Consider the following 25,434-nt stretch of genomic DNA (forward strand, 5'->3'; position numbering starts at 1 on the left):
GCATCAGCAAATTTGCCTTCTTAACGCAAAAGCCCCGCACGAAGGCGGGGCTGACAACCAAACGTGTATTGCTGGTACTACTGCTTTTTCATAGCCTGGCCGAGGTCCTTCACGTCGCGGCTGGTTTCCAGGGTCGTGAATTCGGTTTGCAGGGCTCGGATGTGTAGCTCGTCGCGGCCTTTAATGTCCAGGCGCAGGGCACGGAACTGCGCGTTGAGGCGGCGGCTGATGGCAGTGGCGTAGTCCCAGTCGCGCTGGGTCCACGCGCGACGTTTGGCCCGCACTTGCTGCATAAACTGCACAAAGGCTGGCTCGATGGTGGTCGGCGTTAGCTTTTCCACGTCGGCATAGGTGCCGAGCAGTTGGCTAGTGAAAGTGGCGGTAGCAGCTTCATCAAGCGGCTGGCGGGTACGGGCCCGCGAAACCGAATCGAAGCGGGCGGCGCGGCGACCAGCTACGCGTAGCTTGGCAGCCGCCCGGCTGGCAGCAGTATCGAGCTTGCGGGCTTCTTCGCGCACAATTTCCTGCCGCTCACGCGGCGTAGAGTCGCAAGAAGTTAGTAGAAAGGCTGTTAGCGAAGTGACAACCAAGGAGCGGAAAACAAAAGTCGGTTTCATGCCCCCAATGTACGCAACCCCTGCAAGTTGAGGGTACTAGGAAACCCGCCTCGCTTTAAGCGTAGCTGGTGAGCTTAGTTTGGTTTCTGCAACCGGAACGTGAACGGCAGCTCGTACATCACCGGTACGGCCCGGCTACCCAGCCGGGCGGGCACCCATTGCGCCGGGATACCCTGGCAGACTCTCATCGCTTCTTCGTCGCAGCCGCCCCCAATGCTGTTGAGCACTTTGTGCTTGGAAGCCTGACCCAGTGTATCAATCATGAACGTAATCAGCACCTTACCCTGAATGTTGCGGTTCTGGGCGGCCTCCGGGTAGTTCATCTTGCCCATATACCCGGCTAGTAGCGCCTCGCCGCCGATATAGAGCGGAGGCTGCTGCACATTGGTGCGGGTCCATTGGCCGGGCGTCACCTCCACATTGTAAGGCACATCTTCGATGGGCCGGTAATACACCAGCTTGTTGGTGGTGTGGTCGTAGCGCTGCACAAGTACCTGCCGGCCGTCGCGGGTGTGGCTGAAGTATTCCCAAACACCTACTTTCTTGCCTTTCTCCATCATCCCGCTTTCGGTGTCGGTGGTGCGTTGCTTTTGCGCTTGCGCCGCCGGACTCAGCCCCAGCATGGCGCCAAGCACCAGTATTGTATATAAGTGTTTCATAGAAGGTGGGGCCTCTTCTCAGCAACCGTGGGGGGAAACGGACAACGTTACAAAGAGAATTTTTTATTAATTAAATACAATTCTTCCATAATTAGTCTTGATCTGAAAAATCCTGCCTTACAGCATCTTTTTAGCCCTAAAATGACACAAATAAACAAATCAGCGCATTTTTAAGCAGCCAAATCAACGACTAATCTTCGGAAATATACAAATAAGCTATTAAAGTAAAAATATAAATCTCAGCCTGTTAGTCGTCTAACTCGCCCAATTGGTCGCGCACCTCGCGCAACTGCCCCTGTAAACCCGGCCAATGCGGACACAAGGCTTCCAGCCGGAGCAACACGCGCAGCGTACCCCGGTCGTCGGCAATGGCACGGAGCATGTTGGCCCAGCCGGCCAGCGCGCCAAAATGGCGCGGCTCGCGGCGCAAGGTTTCGCGCACATCATCAAGGGAGGCGCGGTACTCACCGCGCAGGTAATAGGCCGTGGCCCGCTTGTTCCAGCCTTCAGCGTAGGTGGGGCGCAGCTCAATCAAGGTAGTGAAATCGGCAATGGCCTGGGTGTAGTTGCCGGCGGCCAGGGCGCGCATACCAGCTTCCAAGTGCTTATCTAGCAGCAAATCATCAGTGGTCAGCCAGATTTGCCAAATACCGTTTTGCAGCGTTTCTATTTCGGTGGGTGTGGTGGCTTCGCGCAGGCGCACGAACAGCTCATCGAGGGTGGTCATATGCAGGTAAATGAAGTGCTTGTAAAACAACAGCATCCGGACTCTGGCAGACCTTTTACGGAAGCGCGGCGGTTTCTTTCGATTTCCGCCTGCTCAATAAAGATCTTACCAGAATCCGGATGCTGCTCAACCTTCCTAGGGGTACTGCCCTAAAACAGCTCTGATGCTACCCGCCGGATAGATTCGGACTTGCCCATACTATAATAATGCAGGCTAGGCACGCCGTGGGCCATCAACTCCTTGCTCTGGTTGATGCACCACTCAATGCCCACTTGCCGGGCGGCTTCGTTGTCGCGGCACTGGCTGATGGCTTCCACCAGCGGCTCGGGCAGGTCCAGGAAGAACGTGCGCGGCAGCATGGTGAGCTGGCTTTTGGTGGTCAGTGGCTTGAGGCCCGGAATGATGGGCACGGTGATGCCCGCATCGCGGCAGCTTTTCTCGAACTTGAAGAAGTGCTCGTTGTCGAAAAACATCTGGGTTACGATGTAGTCGGCGCCGCGGTCCACTTTGTGTTTGAGGTAACGAATATCGGCGCCGTAGTTGGGCGCTTCGAAGTGCTTTTCGGGGTAGCCGGCCGTGCCAATGCAGAAGTTGGTAGCCCAGGTGTCATCCTGCTTCTCATCGAGGTATTCGCCCTTGTTCAAGGACTTCACCTGCCCAATCAAGTCAGAGGCAAAAGCGTGGCCGTCCTCGTGCGGCTTGAACGTACCCTCTGACTTAATAGGGTCGCCGCGCAACGCCAGCACCGAGTCGATGCCCAGGAAGTGCAGGTCGATGAGGGCGTTTTCGGTTTCCTCTTTCGAGAAGCCACCGCAAATCAAGTGGGGCACGGTGTCCACATCGAAGCGGTTTTTGATGGCCGCGCAAATACCTACCGTGCCGGGCCGCTTGCGCACCGTTTTCTTTTCCAGGAACCCGTTGGGATGCTGGCGGTACACGTACTCCTCGCGGTGGTAGGTCACGTCGATAAACGGCGGCTTGAACTCCATCAGCGGCTCGATATTGCTGAACAGGTTCTGGATATTCTCCCCCTTGCGGGGTGGCAGCACCTCGAAGGAAAACAAGGTTTTCCCCTTGGCGTGCTCTATATGTTCGGTTACTTTCATCAGTGGCGCCAACTGTTAATTGGCGAGTCGTTGAAATTGAAAGGGATACAGCTATAACAAATTGCGTTGGCAAACCGCTGAAACTTGAGCCTTATAACGCCGTGACGGGCACGCTGCTAGGCTCGTAATTTAGGTTGGGCATCAGCCAGCGCTCCAGCTCCGGCAGCGGCATGTGCTTGCGCTCGGCCATGTCAGCTACCTGGTCCTGGCCGATGCGGCCGAGCCCGAAGTAGCGCGAATCGGGGTGGGCGTAGTACAGGCCACTCACCGACGAGGCTGGGTACATGGCCAAGTTTTCGGTGAGGCGGATGCCGGTTTGGTTTTCGGCGTCGAGCAATTCGAACAGGGTGATTTTCTCGGTGTGGTCGGGGCAGCCGGGGTAGCCGGGTGCGGGCCGTACGCCTTTGTATTTCTCCTGAATGAGGTCTTCGTTGGACAGGTTTTCGGCTGGGTCGTAGCCCCAGAACTCCTCCCGTACCCGTTGGTGCAGGCGCTCGGCAAAGGCTTCGGCAAGGCGGTCAGCCAAGGCCTTCATCATGATGCTGGAGTAGTCATCATGCTCAGCCTCAAACTTTTCCAGGTGCTTCTCGATACCAATACCGGCCGTTACGGCAAAGCCCCCGATGTAGTCCTGGCGGCCGGTTTCCAGCGGCGCCACGAAATCGGAGAAGGCGAGGTTAGGCACGCCGGCCGCCTTTTCGCTCTGCTGGCGTAGCGTGAAGAATTCAGTGGCTACTTCTTGGCGGGTGTCGTCTTTGAACACCTGCACGGTGTCGTAGCCGACGGTGTTGGCGGGCCAGAAGCCGATGACAGCACGAGCCGTGAGCAGCTTCTCGTCGATGATGCGCTTGAGCATGGCTTGCGCGTCGTTGAAGAGCTGGGTGGCGGCTTCGCCCACGTTTTCGTCGGTGAGAATGCGCGGGTAGCGGCCTTTCAGCTCCCAGGTCTGGAAGAACGGCGTCCAGTCGATGTAGGCAGCCAGCTCGGCCAAGTCGTAGTCTTCCAGCGCCTTGGTACCCAGGAAGGTTGGCTTCACGATGGGCGTGGTTTCCCAGTTGGCCTTGAACCCATTCTCGCGGGCGGCTTCAATGGTTAGATAGTTTTTGTCGCGTTGGCGGCCGGCGTAGTCCTCGCGGAGCTGGCGGTATTCCTCGCGCACCGTGCGGGCGTATTCCACATCGGCCGAGCCGAGCAGGGCGGCGGCCACCCCTACCGAGCGGGAAGCGTCGTTGACGTGCACGATGGGGCCGCTGTAGTTGGGCGCAATCTTCACGGCGGCGTGCAGGCGCGAGGTGGTAGCCCCGCCGATAAGCAGCGGCGTTTTGAGGCCGCGCTTCTCCATTTCCTGCGCCACGTACACCATTTCGTCCAGACTCGGCGTAATCAGGCCGCTTAGCCCGATGACGTCCACCTGCTGCTTGGCGGCTTCGTCGAGAATACGCTCCAGCGGCACCATCACACCCAGGTCCACAATGTCGAAGTTGTTGCAGGCCAGCACCACGCCCACGATGTTCTTGCCGATGTCGTGCACGTCGCCTTTCACGGTGGCCAGCAGGATTTTGCCAGCGGTTTGCCGGTCGCCGCTCTGCTTGTCAGCCAGCAGGTAAGGCTCCAGGTAGGCCACGGCTTTCTTCATCACCCGCGCCGACTTCACCACTTGAGGCAGGAACATCTTGCCCGCGCCAAACAGGTCACCCACCACGTTCATGCCGGCCATCAGCGGGCCTTCAATCACCTCCAGCGGCCGGCCCACTTGCTGCCGAACCTCCTCGGTATCCTGGTCGATAAACTCAGTGAGGCCTTTTATCAGAGCGTGTTGCAGGCGCTCCTTCACCGGGAGGCTGCGCCAGGCATCAGCCACCACTTCCACCTTGTCTTTCTGCTTCACCGTGTCGGCAAAGTCCACGAGGCGCTCGGTGGCATCGGGGCGGCGGTTGAGCAGCACGTCTTCCACCAGTTCCAGCAAGTCCTTGGGCACCTCGTCGTACACGGCCAGTTGGCTGGGGTTCACGATGCCCATATCCAGGCCGGCCCGGATGGCGTGATAGAGGAACGACGAGTGCATGGCCTCGCGCACCACGTCATTGCCGCGGTACGAGAAGCTGATGTTGCTGACGCCGCCGCTGGTGAGGGCGCCGGGCAGGTTCTGCTTGATCCAGCGGACGGCCTCGATGAAGTCCAGCGCATAGTTGCGGTGTTCTTCCATGCCGGTGCCCACGGTTAGGATGTTGGGGTCGAAGATGATGTCCTCGGCCGGGAAACCGACTTCATTCACCAGAATGTCGTAGCTGCGCTGGCAGATTTCGATGCGCTTCTCGTAGCTGTCGGCCTGGCCGTTTTCGTCGAAGGCCATGACCACCATGGCCGCACCGTACTGGCGCACGGTGCGGGCGCGCTGCTTGAACACTTCCTCGCCTTCCTTGAGGGAAATCGAGTTGACGATGCTCTTGCCTTGCACGCATTTCAGGCCGGCTTCGAGCACGCTCCACTTCGAGGAGTCAATCATAATCGGCACCCGCGAAATGTCGGGTTCCGAAGCAATGAGGTTGAGGAACGTAGTCATGGCCTGCTCCGAGTCGAGCATGCCTTCGTCCATGTTCACGTCAATCACCTGGGCGCCACCTTCCACCTGGTCGCGGGCCACTTGCAGGGCTTGCTCGTAGGCACCAGTGCGGATGAGGCGGGCGAAGGCGCGGCTGCCGGTTACGTTGCACCGCTCGCCTACGTTCACGAATAGGCTTTCCCCAGTAATTCCGAACGGCTCCAAACCGCTCAAGCGAGTGGCCTGGGGTACTGCTGGCAACGGGCGCGGCTCATATTTCTCGGCCAGCCGACTCAGCTCGGCAATGTGCTGGGGCGTGGTGCCGCAACAGCCGCCTACCACCGTCACGAGGCGGTCGGAGAGGTAGCCTTCCACCAGCGCGGCAAATTCCTGCGCCGACTCGTCGTAGCCACCGAAAGCGTTGGGCAAACCGGCGTTGGGATAGGCCGAAATGTGCACGTCGGCAATGCGGCTCAGCTCCTTCACGTATACCTTGAGCTGGTCGGCCCCGAGGGCGCAGTTCAGGCCCACGCTCAGCAGCGGCAGGTGGCGGATGGAGTTCCAGAAGGCCTCCACCGTCTGCCCCGAAAGCGTACGGCCCGAAGCATCGGTAATAGTACCCGAAATCATAACGGGCACCACCCGGCCGCCTTCGTCGAAGAACTTCTGCACTGCGTACAGCGCGGCTTTGGCGTTGAGCGTGTCGAAGATGGTTTCGATGAGCAGCGCGTCGGAGCCGCCGTCAATCAGGCCGCGCACCTGCTCGTGGTAGGCAGTGGCGAGTTCATCGAAGGTCACGGCGCGAAAGCCGGGCCGGTTCACGTCGGGTGAGAGGGAAGCCGTGCGGTTGGTAGGCCCAATGGCACCGGCTACGAAGCGCGGCTTGGCCGGATTCTGGGTGGTAAACTCGTCAGCAGCTTCCTTGGCCAGGCGCGCCGACTCGTAGTTCAGCTCATACACCACGTGCTCCAGGGCGTAGTCGGCCTGGGCAATGGTGGTGCCGCTGAACGTGTTGGTTTCCACCATGTCGGCCCCGGCGGCGAAGTACTCGGCGTGGATGCCCTTGATGATGTCGGGACGGGTGAGGCTGAGTAGGTCGTTGTTGCCGCGCAAGGGGTGCGAGTGGTCGGCGAAACGGGTGCCCCGGAAGTCTTCCTCGGTCAGCGGGTGCCGCTGAATCATGGTGCCCATGGCGCCATCCAGGATGAGCAGGCGGCGGTCCAGAATATCGTAGAGGGGCGAGTCGGGGCGGTGCGTTTTCATGGTTTCTCCTTCGGAATGCGGGCGTTGAACTAGCTCATCCAGAAAGAGAAAACTGCGGGCGCAGGTTCCGTACTTATCTTCTTTCGCGGCTGCATTAGCGGCGAAATGGGAGTTGGCACCTGTTTTACTCAGGTTGCCAAGACGTCGTAGGGCCCAATCCCTCGGTCTTTCTGGATAAGTAACAGCGAAGATACAGCAGGAAACTCCGAATTTCAATTCCATCCTTGAATGCTACCATATAGTCAGTACAGATTCCCGCCTTGCTGCTTGACTGCATGGTAAGCATTAGGCTATGTGGAGAGTAAATAAACTACAGCAGATTATAACGAAGGGCCGTCATGCAGAGCGCAGCGAAGCATCTCGCGTGCTGACGTAGGATTACTAACCTAGTATCAGCACGCGAGATGCTTCGCTGCGCTCTGCATGACGCGCTTGGTTAGGCTGCTGTCCACACAGCCTAAGTGAGTTTCACTTATATAGCCGGCGCAGAATAGTTCGTTGAAGCATAGCCGCCTGCTCGTTGAATAAAGTTTGTGTAGTGCTTATTCGCTTTGATCTTGCAGCAAGCAACGTGAATGATTCTTGCCTACTCCTATGAAAACGCCTGCTACTTATAGAACTTTCTGCCTCATGTGCTTGCTGCTGCTCACCCACCTAGCTGGAGCGCAGCAGAAGCCCGTTACGCTCGGCACGGGCTTGCGGGCGCAGTATTATGAAGATGTATACCTCAAGAAGCTGGTGCTGACCCGCACCGACCCGACCATTGATTTCAACTGGACTATTGGGCCGGATGGCAACCACTTTGTGTCGCCGGGGCCAGGTGTGCCGGGCGAGTATTTCTCGGTGCGCTGGTCGGGCCACATCTACGCCCCGGTGACGGGCGCTTACAAATTTCAGATTACCACCGACGATGGTATGCGGGTGTGGGTGGGCGGTCAGCGCATCTTGAATTCCTGGCAGGACCAACAGGTCAGTCAGTCCACGGCACATATAGTCCTGACGGCGGGGCGCTACTACCCCATCCGGGTGGAGTATTATCAGGCTAGCCGGGACACCAAAGCCCTGCTGACGTGGCAGATGCCTGAAACCAGCGACGAACTAGCACCCATTCCTACGTCGTACCTCTACACCAGCTTGCCAGCTACAGCCAAGCCGCTACCCGTCGCTGCCAAGCCCGCAGCAGCTCCGAAGCAGGCTGCCGCCTCGATAGGCATTGTGCCGGGAACTGCTCCTCCCAAACCGGTGCCGATGCGCATCAAGTTGCCCGATAACGTGAAGGAAGCCGTAGCCGCCTCGGCCGTAGCAACCACCGAACCCGGCATAGGCTTGCGGGCCACCTACTTCGCAGGACTTGATAAAGGCGCGGGAGTGCTGACCCGCATTGAGCCCGTGGTGCAGGTAACGTGGCAGCAGAAGCCACCCGTACCGCAAGTACCTGCGCAAGGCTTCAGCGTGCGGTGGACGGGCTACGTGCAGGCTCCAGAAAGCGGGGTGTATGTGTTCCACACCGAGTTTGACGATGCCCACGACGTGACCTTTGCCAGCGACAATGTGCTGAGCGTAGCCGAGTTCGATAAAGAATTCTTCAACGTGACGCCCGTACCGCTCGACTTCGCGCAGCGCCTAACGGCCGGCCGCTGGTACAAAGTGAGCATCACCTACCGCCAGATTGAAGGCCCTTCCCGCGCCGTGTTTTCCTGGACGATTCCCGGCGCCACCAACCGCAACCCAGTGGTAGTACCCCAGCGCTATTTGCGCCCTGACTTGCCTACGCCGCCCCCTGCCGTGGTAGTGGCGCCACCAGTAGCCACCGTTCGTACCCAGCCAGCGGCAGCCCGGCCCGTCACTCCCCGACCAGCCACAGTGCGCCCCGTAGCCCCAGCCACCCGGCGCCCCACCCCAGCACCACCCACCGCCCCCGACACGGCACCTGCTCTGCCGGATTTCCGGGCGCTGGCCCGTGGGGCGGCTGTCACGCTGCCCAACCTATATTTCACCCAGAGCACTGCTAGTTTGCTGCCCACCTCACGCCCCGTGCTGAACTCCCTGGCCCAGACGCTCCGCCAGCAGCCCACTCTGCGCCTGGAAATAGCCGGCCACACCGACAACATCGGCGACGCCGCTCTGAACCTGCGCCTCTCCGAGCAACGGGCCCGCGTGGTGCGGCAATACCTGGTACAGCAGGGTATCGACTCGGTGCGGCTGGTAGCGCGCGGCTACGGCGGCACCCGGCCCGTGGCCGACAACCGCGACTTGCAACAACGGGCCCGCAACCGCCGGGTGGAAGTGGTGGTGCAGTAGAACAAAGGAGGCAATCTGCCGGGCCGTTGGCAACCTTCCGAGAGCTTCTTGAACTCTCCGGATTAAATTAGGCTTATCGGCTCAACCTGTTGCCGGGGCCCGCTCGTATGCTGTATCTTACGGCTTCGCGCTCTGCTTTCCTCTGATTTTTACGTGCTTATCCATTTCTGAACTCTTGCAATTTCCGCTCAGATATCTACTGTTACCTATCTTATTGCTGGTTGCTACGCAGCTGAGTCAGGCGCAACAACTGCTGGTAAAGGGCCAGGTCACGGCGGCGGCTAGTGGCAAGCCTGTGCCGTTTGCGTCCATCTTTGTGCCGGGCACCACGGCCGGTACCACCGCCGACGATGCCGGCCGCTACACCCTCAGCACTGCCCCCGCCGACTCCATTGTGGCGTCGGCTATGGGGTTCAAGCCCATCAAAAAAGCTCTGAACCGCCAGCCCCCGCAGCAGACTCTCAACTTTGCGCTGGGTGCTGGCGGCGTAGCGCTGAGCGAAGTGGTGGTGCGCCCCACCGAAAACCCGGCCTACGCCATTATGCGCCGGGTGCAGCAGAACAAGCCCCGCAACGACAAGCAGCGCCTCGATTCCTTCGAGTTCGATAGTTACAACCGTACCGAAATCAGCCTCAACAACTTACCCGCGCAGGTAAGCAACCGCAAAGTACTGCGCCAGATGACGGCCGTGGCTGACAGCCTGGGCCTAGAACGCGGAGCCGATGGCAAGCCCGTGGTGCCCATTTTCGCCTCCGAAATGCTGTCGAGGTACTACGCGCACCATCGGCCCTTGCGCCGCCGGGAGGAAATCAAGCGCAACCAAATGCGCGGTATGGCCCCCCGTGAGGGCTCGGTGGTGTCGCAGATTATGGGCTCCTCGTTTCAGGATTGGGACTTCTACCCGAACTGGCAACAGCTGTTGGGCAAAGACTTCATTTCGCCTATTGCCGACGGCTGGAAGTTCACCTACGAGTATGAGTTGCAGGATTCGGTGTACATCGGCAAGGATTTCTGCTACCAACTGGCCGTTACGCCGCGCCGCCCGCAGGATCTGGCCTTCACTGGCACCATCTGGATTACCAAGGACGGGTACGCCCTGCGCCGCCTCGACCTAGCCGTTAGCCCCGAAGCCAACCTTAACTTCGTGGACAAGATTAAGGTGTGGCAGGAACTAACGCCGACTGCCGCCGGGCCGTGGCTGCCGCTGCGCACCCGCGTGATGGTGAGCGTGCGGCCGAGCGCCAAAAGTACCGGTGTAGTAGCCCGCTTCACTACCGTCAACTCCAACTTCGAGCCCGGCAAGTATCACCCGCTGGAGTTCTACGACGTGCCCATGGAAACGGCCGCCGATGCCTTCAAGGGCGACGCGGACTATTTCGATAAAAACCGCCCCGATTCGCTGTCGGTGCAGGAGCAAACCACCCTCGCGGTACTCGATTCGGTGCGGCAGCTGCCTTCCGTGCGCTCGTTGCTCGAGGTGGCTGACGTGCTGGTGAATGGCTATTACCGGGTGGGCAAGATTGATGTGGGGCCGGTACTGGCGACGTTGGGCTACAACAACATTGAAGGGTTGCGGCCGCGCATTGGCTTCCGAACCACCCCCGAAATCAGCCGCAACTGGACGGCGCGGGTATACCTGGCCTATGGGCTGCGTGATGGCCGCTTCAAGTATGGCCTGCGCGGCACCCGCATCCTGGACCGCCGTACTTGGACCACCATCGGCGTCGAGCACCGCCACGACATCGACCAAGTGGCCCTGCTCGACAACGACTACGCGCTGGAAAACCCGCTGTTCGAGGCCTCGGCCCGCATTGGCAACATTACCAGCGGCCGGCCTCTTATGCGGGATTTAACGTCGGTATCATTCCAAACCGACTTCTTCCGGGGCTTCACCCAGCGCGTAACCGTGCGGCAGCAGCAGTTCCGGCCGCTCTACGACTTTGCCTACTACACCGACCAGCCCCAACCCGGCGCCCCCACCGACGATAATTTCAGCGTATCGGAAGTGGTGCTAGAGTCGCGCTACGCGCCCGATGAGGTGCTGGTGCAAAGCCAAAACCAGAACTACCGCTCGGCTATCGGCCTGAAGCGGCTGCCTGTGTTTACGGTGCGCTACACGCTGGGCCTCAACAAGTTTCTGGGCGGCGACTTTCAGTACCACAAGTTCAACCTGCTGATTACGCAGAGCGTGCGCCTAGGCCAGTTCGGCCGCACCGACTATACGCTAGATGCCGGCTACATCCCGAGTACGGTGCCCTATCCGGTGCTCAAGGCTCACCTCGGTAACCAGTCGCCGTTCTACAACGGCGGGGCGTATAATTTGATGCGCTACTTCGAGTTTGTGAGTGACCGGTACGTGGGCTTGCGCTTCGACCATCATTTCGAAGGCTTTCTGCTGAACTCGGTACCGGCCCTGAAGAAGCTGAACTGGCGCTTAGTAGCCACTGGCAATGTGCTCTACGGCAGCGTTGCGCAAGCCAACGACGCTATTATTCCGGAGTTGGACCCCGAGAGTGGGGAGCCGCTGCCCCGCTTTCAGCCCTTGGGCCGGCGACCTTACGCTGAGGTTGGCTATGGCGTGGAAAATATCTTCCGGATAGTACGGGTCGATTTTCTGCACCGGCTCACGTATCGCAACTCGCCAGGAGCCAGCAACTTCGGCGTGAAATTTAGTTTTCAATTTAAACTTTGATTTCGTAAACTGCCAACTTGTGAGTGCTCGGCTGGCCCCAGAAGTTCACCTATCCAGGCACATTTCCACGGCCTACTTGGTTTACTTGTTGCAACTACCCGGTAGCTTTCCGGCTCGTTCCTGAATCAAATCTTGTCGCTTTTTGTAGAAGAGACTATGGCATACGAAGTAGATAACCTGACCCTCGCCGAAGCCACTCGGCACGCCCCATTCGTTGATTACGCCCGCTGCGTAGACAACAGCCAGCGCCCGTTCAACCACGTAGGCGACTGGCCCGAGCAAGACCAGCTCTACCCCGTGCGCGTGGTTGACTCGCGCACCGAAGGCATTGCCTTGGTACACGTGCTGGGCTTTCAGGGTGAAGCGCCCTTTTACAACGCCTTCGCGCCGCACCGTTTTGAAGTGCTGCTTACTGTTTGGCTGAACTAGTCTCCCGAATTTCAAGGTTGAAAGCTGAAAGCGCCCGGTCTGACATGAGCAGACCGGGCGCTTTTGCTTCAACTGATTTACAGCTATAAGCTGCTAGGTTAGCGGAGGAAGTCGTTGACGGTCAGTGGCCCTTTCTACCTCGTCTGTATGGTATTCAGGCCAGTGGCATATTGTTTAGAATGGCTAACACAAAATATTTTTTAGGTACAATAAATCCAGTTGAGTGAGTGGCGGCGTAGATGCCATCAAATAACTTCACTACCCTCCTCCTCTCAACTTAGTCATGAAGAAAAACCTGCTTTCTTTCGCCCTGATGGCCCTTTTGGGTGCAGCTTCTGTTTCTACTGCTTCGGCTCAGGCCAAAATGACGCCCGGCACGGTGCAAGTAGGTGGCCAAGCCATGTACCCGAATAAGAATATTGTGGAAAATGCTATTAACTCGGCCGACCACACTACACTGGTAGCCGCCGTGAAAGCTGCTGGCCTCGTAGAAACCTTGCAAGGCAAAGGTCCCTTCACGGTATTCGCTCCTACCAATGCTGCTTTCAATGCCCTACCAGCTGGCACCGTTGACAACTTGGTGAAGCCCGAAAACAAAGCCACGCTCACCAAAATTCTGACCTACCACGTGGTAGCCGGCAACATGACTGCCGACAAAATTATGGCTGCCATTAAAGCCGGCAAAGGCACCGCTACCCTGAAAACCGTAAGTGGCGGCACTTTGAAAGCCATGATGAACGGCCCGAAAAACGTGGTGCTCGTGGATGAGAAAGGCGGCGTATCGACCATCTCCACTTACGATGTCATCCAGAGCAACGGTGTGATTCACGTAATCGACAAAGTATTGATGCCATAGTTGGCATCTGCACTCTAACCCTGTACTACTTCACCACGGCCAAAAAGCGCCTTCCCAAATGGGAAGGCGCTTTTTCTTTCTCTGGAGGCTACTATATAGCCTCCCCGTTATTTCAGTAATTTCTCTTCTGGGCGAAGCTCTACTACGGGTGGCTCTACGGTAGGCGGGCAGTTCTGCTGTTGGGCGGCGGCGGCGTATAAGTACCCAAACCGCAACGCACGCTGAAAAAACTCACAGGCGGCGGGGGCGTTGCCTTCCCGCTGCGCTATTCGCCCCAGCAGAAAGTGCACTTGCCCGTTATTCGGGCTTGCTTCCAGTACCTGCCGATAGTCTTGGCGGGCTAACAGCAGTTCATCGAGCTTGTAGTACGCCAGCCCCCGATACGTGAGGTATTTCACCGGCAGCGGCTTGCCGGCGGTGGTGCGTTGGCGCAGCCCCACCGAAAGATCGTGAATGGCCTTCTCAAACTGCTGCTGCTCAAACAGCCGCAGGGCCCCGCGCGTCAGCCAGGCACCGCTTTGTGTGGAGTCTATTGTGACCGAGGAAGTTAGGCTCCGCTCGGCATTGGCAATCTGCCCCATTTCCGACTGACATTGTCCTAGTCGATACAGCAAGGTGGCTTGGTCTGGTTTCGACTCGGTTTCGCGCAGGGCGGCGGTGTAATCGAGGGTAGCTTGCTCGTAGTTGCGGTTGACTAGCTGCTCAATCTCGCCGCGCCGCGTTAGGGCTTCTTTGTACGTGGCTTTGAAATGCAGGGCTTCCGAGAAATAGGCGTGGGCCGTTTCCCACTTTCGGCGGCTGTAGGCCCGTAGGCCATCCTCATAGTTGCTTACGGCCGTTACGTGGTCCATCACCACTTTTACGGTTCCCATGAAGAGCAGCAGCGCCGCCAAGAACCCAAAGGTCAGCAGGTAGTCGCGCCGCGTAAACCGGCGTTGTTTCGGGATATTGCGGTAGTACCGCTCGGCCGAGCCAGCAGGGCGACGGGTGCGTAGCGGAGCCGGGGGCGGCATGGGCACGCCGTAGATGTGCTGGCCCTGGGGCCGGTACTCCTGTTGCCGCTGCGCCTCGGCGGCACGCTGCTCGGCTTGCCGCAGCTGGTAGTCGTAGGCGGCGCGCCGGGCCGGGTCGCCGAGAATCTGATAGGCTACAGCTACGGCTTTGAACCGCTCTTCATATATAGGGCTACCGCCGTGCTTATCCGGATGCAACTGCACCGCCAACTTCTTATATGCTAGCTTGATAGCAAGAGCCGTGGCAGTAGTCGGTACTCCAAGAACTTGATAATGATTCTGACTCAAGGGACGATGATAGTACGTAAAAGTACGGCAGATTTCAGACAAGAAGCTGCCTTTCCCGTATGAATGTGCTAGCCGAAAACTGGGCTCCGGCAGCTGTTTTCGAAACTTACTTTGCTAACACGATTTTCCGCAAATCTTCTCTTTCCATATGAGCCTTTTCAACGACGAAGACGACTCAACGAAAACATCCCGCACCGATAATATCTTCGGCAACCTGAAAGGCTACCTCGATACGCGTATCGATTTGGTGCGCCTGGAGGCCCAGGAAAAAGTGAAAGCCGGCTTCATTGGTACGCTGCACGGCGTGTCGATGGCTGCCATCGGGCTGATGTTTTTTATCTTCCTGAACCTGTTCGTGGCGTTACTGCTCAACGATGTGCTCGACAGCGCGTATTGGGGCTTCGGCATTGTAGCGGCGTTTTATCTGGTGCTGCTTATCATCTTTGCAGTAGGCGTTGATAAGAAGCTGTTCCAAGGCCTGGCCGACAAGATGCTGAACAACACGATTTACAAATCCGATAAACGTCAAGCCTAATCCGACATGGCCGAACCAACGAATCCTTTGTTCGAGGACGAGAAAGAGTTTCTGGAGCGCCAGAAGCTGGAATATGAGCGCGCTTTGCTGGGCGAGGTAGAAGAAATAAAAGAGAAAACCCAGCAGATTGGCAAATACGTGGCCATCGGCGCAGGTGTACTCACTGGGGTCTGGGCCCTGTCCAAACTGTTTGGCGGCAAAAAGAAATACCAGCCCCAACACGACCGAGAATTAGGTCCACGTCGCCGCCGTGCGGCGCGGGCGTTGCGCAAAACCACCGCGCCTGATGCTGACTTAGCCGTGGGCGACGACTTGGGCTTGGGTAGCCACGGCCACCATAACGACCGGGGCGCGCAAGCTGCCGCATCAGAGCGGGCTCATATTGCCCCCGACGTATACCACACCGAAAGTGCCGACCTGGACACCGACCCGTTCCGCCCGCTTGGCTTCGATTCGCCGCGGCCAGTACCGGCCCGTAGCTACCAAAACCAGCAGCAATATGCCCCCAGCGACGATTCCGACAATGCTTCGTCTATCGTAGCTGATGCCTTTCGCTCGTTTTTGCAGTCTGATACTGGCAAGATGCTAGTAGCACAAGCCACGGCTGTATTGATGGCAGTGGTGGCTAAAAAAGTGGGAGAGTATTTGCCGATGTTCAAAAATCCCGACCTTGCAACCACTCCTTCGCAGGAGCCGGAAACCCGGGACATCGACTTCACTTACCACCACGACGACGCGCATGCGCCTCACCAGCCTCTATGATGCTCTAACCGAACGCCGTAAGCACGGGCACAAGTCCTTGGCGGTTCTTCTGGACCCCGATAATCTGGATGAAGCCAGCTGCCAGCACATCGTTGAGTTGAGTGCGCAGCACGTAGTGGATTACTTTTTCGTGGGTGGCAGCTTGGTGATGACTTCTCATCAGGCTGCCCTCATTCGTTTATTGAAGAGCCGTTCGGCGGTGCCAGTGCTGCTTTTCCCGAGCCACAGTTTGCACCTCGATTCGCAGGCTGATGGTATCTTGCTCCTGTCCCTGATTTCGGGTCGCAACCCCGATTTCCTGATTGGTCAGCACGTAGTGGCCGCACCGCTGTTGCGCCAAAGCAACCTGGAGATTCTGCCTACCGGCTACATGCTGGTGGATACTGGCCGCCAGACCACCGCCAGCTACATGAGCGGTACCACACCCCTCCCTCACGACAAGCCTACTATTGCCGCCTGCACGGCTATGGCCGGCGAAATGCTGGGCCTCCGCCTTATGTACCTTGATGGTGGCAGCGGCGCCCAGCACCCCGTTTCACCCGCCATGATTCAGGCCGTGCGGCAAGCCGTAGAAACGCCCATCATCGTCGGCGGCGGCATCAACACCATAGAGAAAGCACACAACGCCCTCATAGCCGGAGCCGACGTAGTGGTTATCGGCAACCAGATTGAAAAAGACCCTGACTTTCTAGGACAGATTTCGAAAGCCGTGCAAAGCTTCAATCAGGTCGGCGTGTTATAAGCCTGTACCCGTAGTAGCACCCGAAAGCAAAAGCCCCGTGCCGCCAGTTAAGGCAGCACGGGGCTTTTCAGTAAGCTGAAGCTAACCCAGCCGAAGCGGATTAGATGTTCATGGCCGACTCACGGCGGCGCATTTTACCAGCCGGAATACCGAACATCATCTTGAAGCGGCGGCAGAAATAAGCGGTGTCTTTGTAGCCCACTTCTTTCCCGATGTCGCGGATGCTTTTCTTGGTGGTGCGCAACAGGAACACGGCGCGCTCCATCCGCTGGTATTCGATGTAGTCTTGGGGGTTGATGCCGGTCAGCATCTTGAAGTACTGACCTACATAGTCCTCGCTCACGTTGGCCACGTTGCTGAGTACTTTGTTGGACAAGTCGCCACCGATGTTCTCCTTAATGTAGTTGAACAGATCGATGAGGCGCGGATCTTTGAAGTAAGTGCTGTTGGTAGCCAGTTGCTCCACGAACATCTTGTTCTTGAGGATATAGCGCACGATTTCCACCACAATATTTTCGGTGTAAATCGTAATCAGCCGCTCGCGGCCGGGCAACTCCTGCAAGCTCTCCTCTACCACCTTAATGATGAGGTTACCCAGCTTGGAGTTGTTGGCAATCAGGAACGCCGGCACGTCCAACGACGCGAAGAAGTTCACCGAATCGAACACTTTAGCTTCGAAGCTCACGAAAGAGTGGCTCTCCTCAGCATCGCCAATTAGGTCGAGGTCGGAGTTGGAATGGAAAAACTTGTCTTTATTACTAATCAGGTCGTCATTGGTGATGACCTTACCTGTTGATCCTCCGTAGTTTACCTTAGTTGCGCGGCCACCAGGAATGAAGAGCATTTCGCCTTCTTCCACTACCTGCTCTTCTTCGCCGAAGGTGATACGGCCCTTGTGCAACAGGATAAGATTGTTGCCTACGTCATAGTTATTGCGAACTGTAAAGGGCTGTTGTAGCACCAGATTCTTCGCTTTGATGTATCTCACACCAAGCGATTCTATCACTTTATTATAATCTTCCATTGGACTAGGGGTGGTTGTGGTCTTAGATTATCCAAGGACGCGGAGCGGCCTAGCTGATGTAATGCAAATTAAGATATAAAAATTCACAAAAACGAAAACCCAGCCAAATATTGACTGGGTTTTGTGCAACAAATCCATCTTTTAGGCTACTCGCGTCTATTTTAGGATTTCCCGCGAGATTACAATTTTCTGAATTTCAGAGGTTCCCTCGTAAATCTGCGTGATTTTGGCGTCACGCATCATGCGCTCCACGTGGTACTCCTTTACAAAGCCGTAGCCCCCATGAATCTGGACGGCTTCTACGGCGGTATCCATGGCTACTTTGGAAGCAAACAGCTTGGCCATGGCGCCTGATTTGGCATAATCCTGGTGCATGTCTTTATCATACGCGGCTTGCAGGCATAGCAAGCGGGCGGCGTCAATGTTAGTTGCCATATCGGCCAGCTTGAACTGGATGGCCTGATGCTGCGAAATCGGCACCCCAAACGCCTTGCGCTCTTTGGCGTACTTCAACGACAACTCATAGGCGCCGGAGGCAATACCTAGCGCCTGCGAGGCAATACCAATGCGGCCACCGGCCAGCACCTGCATAGCAAACTTGAACCCGAAGCCGTCTTCGCCGATGCGGTTCTCTTTGGGCACCTTCACATCGTTGAACATCAACGAGCAAGTATCAGAACCCCGAATGCCTAGCTTGTTTTCCTTGGGGCCAGTCTGGAAACCATCCATGCCTTTCTCTACAATCAGCACGTTGATGCCGCGGTGCTTAAGTTCGGGGTTGGTTTGGGCAATAACTAGGTACACCGAAGCCGTAGTACCGTTAGTAATCCAGTTTTTGGTACCATTCAGCAGGTAATAGTCGCCTTTGTCTTCGGCGGTGGTGCGCTGGCTGGTAGCATCCGAACCGGCTTCCGGCTCCGACAGGGCAAAAGCGCCGATAATGGCTCCCGACGTCAGGCCGGGCAGATACTTCTGCTTCTGCTCTTCGGTGCCGTACTTCTCCAGGCCCCAGCAAACCAACGAGTTGTTTACTGACATAATAACCGAGCAGGAAGCATCTACCTTGGAAATTTCTTCCATAGCCAGCACGTAGCTTACGGTGTCCATGCCGCCGCCACCATATTCGGGGCTCACCATCATGCCCATAAAGCCCAGCTCGCCCATCTTCTTAACCTGCTCGGCTGGAAACTTCTGGTGTTCGTCCCGCTCGATTACACCAGCCCAAAGTTCGGACTGCGCAAAGTCGCGCGCGGCGGCCTGCACGGCCAGTTGCTCTTCAGTGAGCTGGAAAATAGAGGATTGGGTGGTAGTGAGCATGAGAGTGGGAATTTGCCAGTTGCCTGGGATGGAACGGTGGTAATTTTTGCACGAATTTACGCGGCATACAGCATAGATTCGTGGAAGCCATTATTTTTTATCGGAACCTGTAATTGCAGATTTACCTATCAGCAGGTTAAGCGAAAAAGTGGCCGGAACGTTTCAAACAATGCGCAGTACCCAACAAAAAAGCCGCCGCTCCAACTTGAAGCGGCGGCTTTTCTGAGAAAGTACTTGCAGAGACTACTAGCGCCGGTCGCGGCTACCCATGAAGATGCTCACATAGTACAGCAGCGTGGCCAAGGAGCTAAGCGCCGCTACAACATACGTCATGGCAGCCCACCACAGTGCGTCTTTGGCCATGGCGTGCTCCTGCGGCGTTACAATACCACGCTTGTCTATCCAGGCTAGAGCGCGCTTGGAGGCATCAAACTCAACGGGCAGCGTGACGAATGAGAAAATAGTAGTGAGCGAGAACAGCACGATACCAACTCCCAGTGGAATCAGAGTGGTTTTAATCATCAGCACACCCGCCAGCAGAATCCAGGGCATGAAGCGCGACACGTTGCTCAAGGCCGGCACCATAGCCGACCGGAATTGCAGCGCGGCATAGGCCGTGGCGTGCTGCACAGCGTGGCCGCACTCGTGAGCGGCCACAGCAGCAGCTGAAGCACTGCGCTCGGCATACACCGATTCGCTGAGATTCACGGTTTTGTCGGCGGGGTTGTAGTGGTCGGTCAGGCGGCCTTCGGTGCTGATAACCCGCACGTCGGTAATTCCGTGGTCGGCCAGCATTAGCTCAGCAATCTGCTTGCCCGACAGGTTGGACTGCAAGCCGATCTGCGAATACTTCTCGAACTTGCTGCGCAAGCGCCACTGAATGAACCAACTAACCAGCATCGCCAAGATGACGATGAAGTAAATGGGACTCGAATTGTAGTACATGGACGTTTCTGGTTTTTAGTTTCTGGCGGCTGCTTGTCCTGCCTCCGGAAGTGCGGCCTTTGCAGGCAACAAACCAGAAACAGGTAGCTAGCCTCCCTTGAGAATACGCTCGACGATGCGCGTGGTGCTGTAGCCGGTCACCAATGGTACGGTTAGCACCTGCCCACCGTTCTGTAACACCACTTCGTGGCCCACAATTCCACTGATTGCGTAGTCGTCGCCTTTCACTAGGATGTCGGGCACGGTGACTTCAATCAGTGCGAGCGGGGTTTGTTCATCGAAGAGCACTACGGCATCCACAAACAAAAGAGAGGCCAGAATTCGGGTGCGTGACACTTCGTCCTGCAAGGGTCGGCCGGGCTTGAGGCAGCTCACCGAAGCGTCAGTATTCACACCTACCACCAGCACGTCGCCGAGGTGCCGGGCCTTCTCTAGGTAGTCTACGTGGCCAAGGTGTAGCAAATCAAAGCAGCCGTTGGTGAACACCACTTTGCGGCCCTCGGCTTTCCAGGCGGCTACCTGCGTCACCAAGGCAGGCCGGTCGTAAATCTTGTCTTTACTCCACTGCATCGTTGGACATCGAAACGGCCATCGGGCTTAGGTCCAGCTGGCCTTTGCGGCCCGAGTTGGCCATGCTTACTAGAAAGCTGATGCCGCCCATCAGCACGACCAGCAGGGTTTGGGCGCCATGCACCACCAGCGCGTAGGCAATACCGGCTTCCATACTCACTCCATATGCCAGCAGCGTGGCCTGCACCATCACGTGAAACGGCCCAATGCCGCCAGCTACCGGCGCGGCCATACCAAAGGCCCCAAAGGTGAGTACAGCCAGCGCGGCCCGCAGGCCTAAGTCGTAGGTTTCAGGGAAGCAAAAGAAGGCTAGGTAATCCATGAGGTAGTATACCAGCCACGTGAAGAACGTGTGGAACAGGAACAAGCCCTTGTTTTCCATTTTCAGCACGCTGAACACGCCTGCCAGCAAGCCTTTCACCAGCGCCACAAACTTGTTGAACAGCTCGTTTTGCCGCAGCCGCTCCAGGTTGCGAAAAATCGTGTAGGCCACGCCCAGCAGTAGCAGCAACGCAATACCACCAGCAATAAGTAGCGGCGTGCGGTTGCGGGCCAGTGCGTCGTATTGCCCGCCTAGCATCTTGTCGGTCACGAACGTCCAAAACCGGTTGAAGTCGAGCAGCAGCGTAGCGCTTAGTACGCTTAGCAGCACCAGCACGTCAATCACACGCTCGGTTACCACCGTGCCCAATGCTACTTGCACCGGCACTTTACTGCTGCGCTGGAGTACCGAGCACCGGATTACTTCACCCATACGCGGCAACACCAGGTTGGCGAGGTAGCCTACCATCATGGCGTGGTACACGGCCCAATAACTAGGATTGTAGCCAGTAGGAGTAATCTGCATCCGCCAGCGGTAGGCCCGGCTGAAGTAGCCCATGGCCGAAATCAGCACGGTGAGGCCCAGCCACCAATAGTTGGCACTGCGCATGTACTGTCCTACCCGGCTCAGATCCTGTCCCCGCAAGGCATACCACATCAGGAGCCCCGATACAGCAAGCAGCAGGGCGTACTTCAAAACGGTTAGAAGGTGCTTCACGAACGGTAATAATCAGCTGTCTATCGACGGTTGTAAATCCTATTTTTTCCTGAATAGAGGCAATATACAGGCATCAACCGAGAATGACCGCCAAAATGTAAGTTATACCAGGCGGTTGTGCTGGTCGGGGAAAACCAGCGTAGGCTTGTGTGCCCGCGCTTCCGCAAAGTCGATGAGGGCGTAGGAAAAGATGATAACGATGTCGCCGACGGCTACCCGCCGGGCTGCCGGACCGTTCAGGCAGATCATGCCCGAGCCCCGCTCTCCCCGAATGGTGTAGGTTTCGAAACGCTCCCCATTGTTCACGTTCACAATCGTCACCTTCTCGTTTTCCACCATGTTGGCCGCGTCCAGCAGGTCCTCGTCGATGGTGACGCTCCCTACGTAGTGCAGTTCAGCCTGCGTGACCTTCGCCCGGTGAATCTTAGACTTTAAAACCTCGATGTGCATTACAAAAGGGTAGGTTAGATAAGGGCACGAAGATACGTAAGGTGAAATGGTGAGTTGACGTTTTGGTTGCGTGAATAGTCACGTTGGAACGTAAACCCACCATTTCGTACCTCACTATTTCACTACTATATTGTCAATCAGACGCACGCCGTCCAGGTACGCGGCCAGGCACAGCACCACGGCGCGGCTAGGTTGCCAGGCGGCCAGCGACTGAAGCGTGTAAGCATCGGCTACTTCAAAATACTCCAGTTGGAAAGCTGGCTCAGCGGCAATATGCGCTTCGGTGGCTTGCTGCACCTCGGCCGGCGAGTGAGTGCCTTGCCGCACTAACTGGGCAGCCAGGGTCAAGGCTTCGTGTAGACGCGGCGCCACTGCCCGCGCCGCCGCCGACAGCCGCCGGTTCCGCGACGACATAGCCAGCCCGTCCGCTTCGCGCACCGTTGGGAAGGACACCAGCTCCAGGTCGAACGACAAGTCGGCTACCAATTGCCGAACTACCGCTACCTGCTGCCAGTCTTTTTGCCCAAAATAGGCCTGATGCGGCCGGCTCAGGTGAAACAGCTTACTAACTACAACAGCCACCCCGTTGAAATGACCGGGCCGGTGTGCACCTTCCATCACGCGCTCCAACTCCCCAAAATCAAAGCGCAGCACCGCCGGCTGCGGGTACATGGTTTCCACCGTGGGCAGGAAAAGCACCGTGCAACCTGCCGGCTCTAGCAGGGCGGCATCCTCTTCTGGCAGGCGTGGGTACAGCCGAAAATCCTCGGCGTTGTTGAACTGCGTGGGATTAACAAAGATGCTTACTATCACTACGTCGCAGGCCGTAGCGGCGGCGCGTACCAATTGCAGATGCCCTTCGTGCAAGGCGCCCATGGTGGGCACTAGTGCAATGCGCTGGCCAGCGCGACGACAATTTTCTACATACGCTTGCAACGCAGCTGCCGTGTGCAGTATCTCCATAGGTGTATTGGCCCGGCTTAAAGGGGGTTCAGGCGAGTTGGATTGAATTTTCCCTCAAATTTGTTTAATTTTGTGCACCCCAACGCATTGCCTTATCCTAACCACCCTTTTTCCGAGCACTATGTCCTCCTCTAAGTTGAGAATCCTCTACGCGGCCACGGAAATAGATCCGTTTTTGCAAACCACCAAAGTAGCGGAATTTTTGCGGCGCCTGCCGCAGGGCATGCAGGAGATGGGGATGGAAATTCGCATTTTCGTTCCTCGCTTCGGCATCATCAACGAGCGCAAAAACCGCTTGCACGAAGTGGTGCGCCTGTCTGGTATCAACATTGCTGTTGGCGAAGACGAAAAGCCCCTTATCATTAAAGTAGCATCCATTCCCAACGCGAAACTACAAGTTTACTTCATTGATAACGAAGATTACTTCCACCGCAAATCGGTGCTGGTAGATAAAAACGACAAGTTTCACGCCGACAACGACGAGCGCGCCATCTTCTTCTGCAAGGGCGTGCTGGAAACGGTGAAGAAGCTGGGCTGGGCGCCCGACATCGTTCACTGCAACGATTGGATGACCGGCCTGATTCCGATGTACTTGAAAACGACCTACAAAAAGGACCCGATTTTCAAGGATGCCAAATCGGTGTTCACCATCTACAACAACGAGTTCGACTTCAAATTTCAGGGCGACATCATTGAGAAGGCCAAGATGCTGGACATTGATGACGACATGCTGGCCTGCTTGAAAACGGCCGACTTTGGGGGCTTTATCAAAGTGGGCATGGAATATGCCGACGCCGTAGTGAAATCCGACGAAGACTTCAGCGACAACCTGAATCTGTTGTTCACGGAGTATTCGCGCAGCAAACAACTCGGGCAAGTAGGCGCCGACGAAAACCTACTGACTTCTTACTACGCGCTCTATAATGAATTGGCCAACTAGCGCCCGCCGACTGGCTTCGGCTTCTTTGCTTTCTACCGTTCTTCTCGTAGCTACTAGCTGTGATGTGGATGATGCCAGCGACCTAGGGGTAGAACTGCCCGGCACTACCGCTACCAGCACCGAGTACCGCGACTTTCCGGTAACGGCTTCCACGGTGTTGCAGGACTCGATAAGCACTCTGAAAGCCAGCAGCTACCTAGTGGGCCGGGTGCGCGACAATGCCCTGGGTACCACCACAGCCAAAGGGTATTTCAACCTGAAAATCAGTCCCAGTGCCGCTGATACGTTACCAGCAAATGTAAAGGGCACGACTCCCAATCCGCAGTTAGATTCGGTGGTGTTGGTGATGCCGTTTGCGGCGGTGTACGGCTCAGCGGCCAGCCCCCTGCGCGTTGATGTATATCCGCTGACCACCCGGCTCGACGATCAGGCCGTTTACAACTCGGCTTCCACTGCCGCCACCGATGTGGCAGGCGTGCTGGGTGCGGGATTAACGGCTCGGCTCAATGGGACTAGGACGGTACGGCAGCGTAACGACCCAACTAGCAGCACCGATACCACTACCTTCAAACGGTCGGAGCCGAACCGGACCGTGCGTCTTAAGCTGAATGCCAGCAACAGCTTGCTGACCACCATGTTCGGGCTATTGAAAGCTACTACTTTCAGCCAGTCGCAGTTGGATGCCACTTGGAAAGGCTTGGTTATCCAGCCGACCAGCAGCTTCAACGGCGCCGTAGTAAATTTCTCTGCCAATAGCGTATCGAGTGCGGTATTCTACTATCACTACAACAAGAAAGTAGGCACCGGCACTTTGAAAGGCACCTATAGCATTCCGTTTGGTACATTGGCACAGACTGTATATGGCCCCAACCCGGTTAATGCACCACGCTACTTTACAAGCATCGTTACGGAGGCCGCCGCGCCATTCAACCAGCTTCAGGGAGCCAGTAATTCGGCCCGTTCCATCCCCTCTAGTGCCACCGGGGATGTAGCATACATGCAGGCCGGTACGGGCTTCGTTACCAAGCTGGAAATTCCGGGTTTGGCGGAACTGAAGCAGCAAGCTCAGCCACAGGCCGCGGGCGGCAGCCCATCCATTGCCATCAACCGCGCAGAATTGCAAATTCCAGTTCAGGCTTCCTCCAACCTGCTGTTTGCCACTCCTGGCAATGGGTATCTGTATGAAGCAAATGCCAGCAACGAGCCATTAAAACGTGTCTTGTTCAATAGCCGCGTAGAAAGTATTATACTCAAGGATGGAGTGAGTCAGTTGGGTGTAGGACTGACATCTATTGAGGATGATCTTCAGCGGGGAACAGGCTACTATCAAAATGCAGCTAATGCAACGCGTCTGGCTTTATCTGATGTCAATCAGTACTACGGGCTGCTGATGACCGGCTACACGCAAGCCTATGTGTACGACAAGTTAAGCGGTCCTACGCCAGCTGCCTTTCTATTCTCTCCAACCCTCCGCAATTCGGGGGCATTAGGCTTGGAAAGAGCCGCACTCGACGGTAAAAACATCCGGCTGCGCGTTTACTATTCCAAGTTGCGTTAAACTTGCATTTCCATTAAGTCATTGCGTCGAAAGCCGCGGTACGGCATTTGCCATAGCCGCGGCTTATCGGTTTTTTCACGAAATTCATTTTTGCCT

General features: G+C 56.8%; 22 protein-coding genes and 1 riboswitch. Of the genes, 9 read left to right on the forward strand and 13 right to left on the reverse strand.

Annotation, left to right across the window (positions count from 1 at the left end):
* Positions 1-77: 77 nt before the first annotated feature.
* The 5 genes from G536_RS31015 to metH form a co-directional block, all read right to left on the reverse strand.
* Positions 78-617, reverse strand: coding sequence for a hypothetical protein (locus tag G536_RS31015; RefSeq protein WP_022825529.1), 540 nt, complete (start codon positions 615-617; stop codon positions 78-80).
* 74 nt (positions 618-691) lie between these two features.
* Positions 692-1,276 carry an energy transducer TonB gene (locus tag G536_RS31020; protein ID WP_022825530.1) on the reverse strand — a complete coding sequence of 195 codons (585 nt, stop codon included), beginning with the start codon at positions 1,274-1,276 and terminating at the stop codon, positions 692-694.
* A 247-nt stretch (positions 1,277-1,523) separates the two neighbouring features.
* A complete protein-coding gene (locus tag G536_RS31025; RefSeq protein WP_071837793.1) occupies positions 1,524-2,003 on the reverse strand; it encodes a tetratricopeptide repeat protein in 480 nt (159 codons plus the stop codon).
* 149 nt (positions 2,004-2,152) lie between these two features.
* Positions 2,153-3,109: a methylenetetrahydrofolate reductase [NAD(P)H] gene (metF, locus tag G536_RS0120780; protein ID WP_022825532.1), complete on the reverse strand. Its 957-nt coding sequence runs from the start codon at positions 3,107-3,109 to the stop codon at positions 2,153-2,155.
* A gap of 91 nt (positions 3,110-3,200) precedes the next feature.
* Entirely contained in the window at positions 3,201-6,914 is a 3,714-nt protein-coding gene (gene metH, locus G536_RS0120785) for a methionine synthase (protein ID WP_026880436.1), read from the reverse strand.
* A 70-nt stretch (positions 6,915-6,984) separates the two neighbouring features.
* A riboswitch (SAM riboswitch) is annotated at positions 6,985-7,095 on the reverse strand.
* A 413-nt stretch (positions 7,096-7,508) separates the two neighbouring features.
* Between metH and G536_RS31030 the strand changes: the two genes are divergently transcribed.
* The 4 genes from G536_RS31030 to G536_RS0120805 all read left to right on the forward strand — a co-directional run bounded on the left by G536_RS31030 (position 7,509) and on the right by G536_RS0120805 (position 13,192).
* Positions 7,509-9,215 carry a PA14 domain-containing protein gene (locus G536_RS31030; protein WP_084708748.1) on the forward strand — a complete coding sequence of 569 codons (1,707 nt, stop codon included), beginning with the start codon at positions 7,509-7,511 and terminating at the stop codon, positions 9,213-9,215.
* Positions 9,216-9,429: 214 nt separating this feature from the next.
* Positions 9,430-11,907 carry a DUF5686 and carboxypeptidase-like regulatory domain-containing protein gene (locus tag G536_RS0120795; RefSeq protein ID WP_051167062.1) on the forward strand — a complete coding sequence of 826 codons (2,478 nt, stop codon included), beginning with the start codon at positions 9,430-9,432 and terminating at the stop codon, positions 11,905-11,907.
* 156 nt (positions 11,908-12,063) lie between these two features.
* Positions 12,064-12,336, forward strand: coding sequence for a hypothetical protein (locus tag G536_RS0120800; protein WP_157530825.1), 273 nt, complete (start codon positions 12,064-12,066; stop codon positions 12,334-12,336).
* 283 nt (positions 12,337-12,619) lie between these two features.
* Positions 12,620-13,192 (forward strand): fasciclin domain-containing protein, encoded by a 573-nt coding sequence (locus G536_RS0120805; protein ID WP_022825536.1) that lies wholly within the window; start codon positions 12,620-12,622, stop codon positions 13,190-13,192.
* Positions 13,193-13,299: 107 nt separating this feature from the next.
* On the opposite strand, the gene G536_RS0120810 is transcribed toward G536_RS0120805, so the two are convergent.
* A complete protein-coding gene (locus G536_RS0120810) occupies positions 13,300-14,493 on the reverse strand; it encodes a J domain-containing protein (RefSeq protein ID WP_071837790.1) in 1,194 nt (397 codons plus the stop codon).
* Positions 14,494-14,641: 148 nt separating this feature from the next.
* Here G536_RS0120810 and G536_RS0120815 point away from each other — a divergent pair, with 148 nt between their 5' ends.
* The 3 genes from G536_RS0120815 to G536_RS29205 are packed head-to-tail and all read left to right on the forward strand — an operon-like array spanning position 14,642 to position 16,532.
* Positions 14,642-15,028 (forward strand): phage holin family protein, encoded by a 387-nt coding sequence (locus tag G536_RS0120815; RefSeq protein ID WP_022825538.1) that lies wholly within the window; start codon positions 14,642-14,644, stop codon positions 15,026-15,028.
* A 6-nt stretch (positions 15,029-15,034) separates the two neighbouring features.
* Complete coding sequence (locus G536_RS31035) at positions 15,035-15,790, forward strand: hypothetical protein (RefSeq protein WP_022825539.1); 756 nt, start codon at positions 15,035-15,037, stop codon at positions 15,788-15,790.
* Positions 15,768-16,532, forward strand: a complete 765-nt coding sequence (locus tag G536_RS29205; protein ID WP_022825540.1) for a phosphoglycerol geranylgeranyltransferase — start codon at positions 15,768-15,770, stop codon at positions 16,530-16,532. Before G536_RS31035 ends, G536_RS29205 begins: the two co-directional genes overlap by 23 nt.
* 100 nt (positions 16,533-16,632) lie before the next feature.
* Here the strand turns inward: G536_RS29205 and G536_RS0120830 are convergent, their stop codons facing one another.
* The 7 genes from G536_RS0120830 to panC all read right to left on the reverse strand — a co-directional run bounded on the left by G536_RS0120830 (position 16,633) and on the right by panC (position 22,840).
* The gene (locus G536_RS0120830; RefSeq protein WP_022825541.1) at positions 16,633-17,556 is read right to left on the reverse strand and encodes a helix-turn-helix domain-containing protein; all 924 of its coding nucleotides are present in this window, start codon (positions 17,554-17,556) and stop codon (positions 16,633-16,635) included.
* Positions 17,557-17,712: 156 nt separating this feature from the next.
* Complete coding sequence (locus tag G536_RS0120835) at positions 17,713-18,873, reverse strand: acyl-CoA dehydrogenase (protein WP_022825542.1); 1,161 nt, start codon at positions 18,871-18,873, stop codon at positions 17,713-17,715.
* A gap of 246 nt (positions 18,874-19,119) precedes the next feature.
* Positions 19,120-19,818, reverse strand: coding sequence for a zinc metallopeptidase (locus G536_RS0120840; RefSeq protein WP_022825543.1), 699 nt, complete (start codon positions 19,816-19,818; stop codon positions 19,120-19,122).
* 87 nt (positions 19,819-19,905) lie between these two features.
* The gene (gene rfaE2 / locus G536_RS0120845) at positions 19,906-20,388 is read right to left on the reverse strand and encodes a D-glycero-beta-D-manno-heptose 1-phosphate adenylyltransferase (RefSeq protein ID WP_022825544.1); all 483 of its coding nucleotides are present in this window, start codon (positions 20,386-20,388) and stop codon (positions 19,906-19,908) included.
* A complete protein-coding gene (locus G536_RS0120850; protein WP_022825545.1) occupies positions 20,375-21,427 on the reverse strand; it encodes a lysylphosphatidylglycerol synthase transmembrane domain-containing protein in 1,053 nt (350 codons plus the stop codon). Before G536_RS0120850 ends, rfaE2 begins: the two co-directional genes overlap by 14 nt.
* Positions 21,428-21,529: 102 nt before the next feature.
* Entirely contained in the window at positions 21,530-21,877 is a 348-nt protein-coding gene (gene panD, locus G536_RS0120855) for an aspartate 1-decarboxylase (RefSeq protein ID WP_022825546.1), read from the reverse strand.
* 114 nt (positions 21,878-21,991) lie between these two features.
* Complete coding sequence (gene panC, locus G536_RS0120860; RefSeq protein ID WP_022825547.1) at positions 21,992-22,840, reverse strand: pantoate--beta-alanine ligase; 849 nt, start codon at positions 22,838-22,840, stop codon at positions 21,992-21,994.
* A 121-nt stretch (positions 22,841-22,961) separates the two neighbouring features.
* Here panC and G536_RS0120865 point away from each other — a divergent pair, with 121 nt between their 5' ends.
* The gene (locus G536_RS0120865; RefSeq protein WP_022825548.1) at positions 22,962-23,780 is read left to right on the forward strand and encodes a glycogen/starch synthase; all 819 of its coding nucleotides are present in this window, start codon (positions 22,962-22,964) and stop codon (positions 23,778-23,780) included.
* Entirely contained in the window at positions 23,764-25,338 is a 1,575-nt protein-coding gene (locus tag G536_RS0120870) for a DUF4270 family protein (protein WP_084708754.1), read from the forward strand. Before G536_RS0120865 ends, G536_RS0120870 begins: the two co-directional genes overlap by 17 nt.
* The last annotated feature ends 96 nt before the right edge of the window (positions 25,339-25,434 follow it).

It is taken from the genome of Hymenobacter norwichensis DSM 15439 (assembly GCF_000420705.1).
Taxonomy (GTDB): Bacteria; Bacteroidota; Bacteroidia; order Cytophagales; family Hymenobacteraceae; genus Hymenobacter; species Hymenobacter norwichensis.

What these genes read in the sequence shown, in the direction of transcription:
- G536_RS0120870 (WP_084708754.1), top strand. Translation starts at nt 23,764, where the DNA reads ATGAATTGGCCAACTAGCGCCCGCCGACTGGCTTCGGCTTCTTTGCTT.
- G536_RS31020 (WP_022825530.1), bottom strand. Translation starts at nt 1,276, where the DNA reads ATGAAACACTTATATACAATACTGGTGCTTGGCGCCATGCTGGGGCTG.
- G536_RS0120815 (WP_022825538.1), top strand. Translation starts at nt 14,642, where the DNA reads ATGAGCCTTTTCAACGACGAAGACGACTCAACGAAAACATCCCGCACC.
- G536_RS31015 (WP_022825529.1), bottom strand. Translation starts at nt 617, where the DNA reads ATGAAACCGACTTTTGTTTTCCGCTCCTTGGTTGTCACTTCGCTAACA.
- panC (WP_022825547.1), bottom strand. Translation starts at nt 22,840, where the DNA reads ATGGAGATACTGCACACGGCAGCTGCGTTGCAAGCGTATGTAGAAAAT.
- metF (WP_022825532.1), bottom strand. Translation starts at nt 3,109, where the DNA reads ATGAAAGTAACCGAACATATAGAGCACGCCAAGGGGAAAACCTTGTTT.
- panD (WP_022825546.1), bottom strand. Translation starts at nt 21,877, where the DNA reads ATGCACATCGAGGTTTTAAAGTCTAAGATTCACCGGGCGAAGGTCACG.
- G536_RS31035 (WP_022825539.1), top strand. Translation starts at nt 15,035, where the DNA reads ATGGCCGAACCAACGAATCCTTTGTTCGAGGACGAGAAAGAGTTTCTG.
- rfaE2 (WP_022825544.1), bottom strand. Translation starts at nt 20,388, where the DNA reads ATGCAGTGGAGTAAAGACAAGATTTACGACCGGCCTGCCTTGGTGACG.
- G536_RS0120840 (WP_022825543.1), bottom strand. Translation starts at nt 19,818, where the DNA reads ATGTACTACAATTCGAGTCCCATTTACTTCATCGTCATCTTGGCGATG.
- G536_RS0120830 (WP_022825541.1), bottom strand. Translation starts at nt 17,556, where the DNA reads ATGGAAGATTATAATAAAGTGATAGAATCGCTTGGTGTGAGATACATC.
- G536_RS31030 (WP_084708748.1), top strand. Translation starts at nt 7,509, where the DNA reads ATGAAAACGCCTGCTACTTATAGAACTTTCTGCCTCATGTGCTTGCTG.
- G536_RS0120865 (WP_022825548.1), top strand. Translation starts at nt 22,962, where the DNA reads ATGTCCTCCTCTAAGTTGAGAATCCTCTACGCGGCCACGGAAATAGAT.
- metH (WP_026880436.1), bottom strand. Translation starts at nt 6,914, where the DNA reads ATGAAAACGCACCGCCCCGACTCGCCCCTCTACGATATTCTGGACCGC.
- G536_RS0120800 (WP_157530825.1), top strand. Translation starts at nt 12,064, where the DNA reads ATGGCATACGAAGTAGATAACCTGACCCTCGCCGAAGCCACTCGGCAC.
- G536_RS31025 (WP_071837793.1), bottom strand. Translation starts at nt 2,003, where the DNA reads ATGACCACCCTCGATGAGCTGTTCGTGCGCCTGCGCGAAGCCACCACA.
- G536_RS0120805 (WP_022825536.1), top strand. Translation starts at nt 12,620, where the DNA reads ATGAAGAAAAACCTGCTTTCTTTCGCCCTGATGGCCCTTTTGGGTGCA.
- G536_RS29205 (WP_022825540.1), top strand. Translation starts at nt 15,768, where the DNA reads ATGCGCCTCACCAGCCTCTATGATGCTCTAACCGAACGCCGTAAGCAC.
- G536_RS0120835 (WP_022825542.1), bottom strand. Translation starts at nt 18,873, where the DNA reads ATGCTCACTACCACCCAATCCTCTATTTTCCAGCTCACTGAAGAGCAA.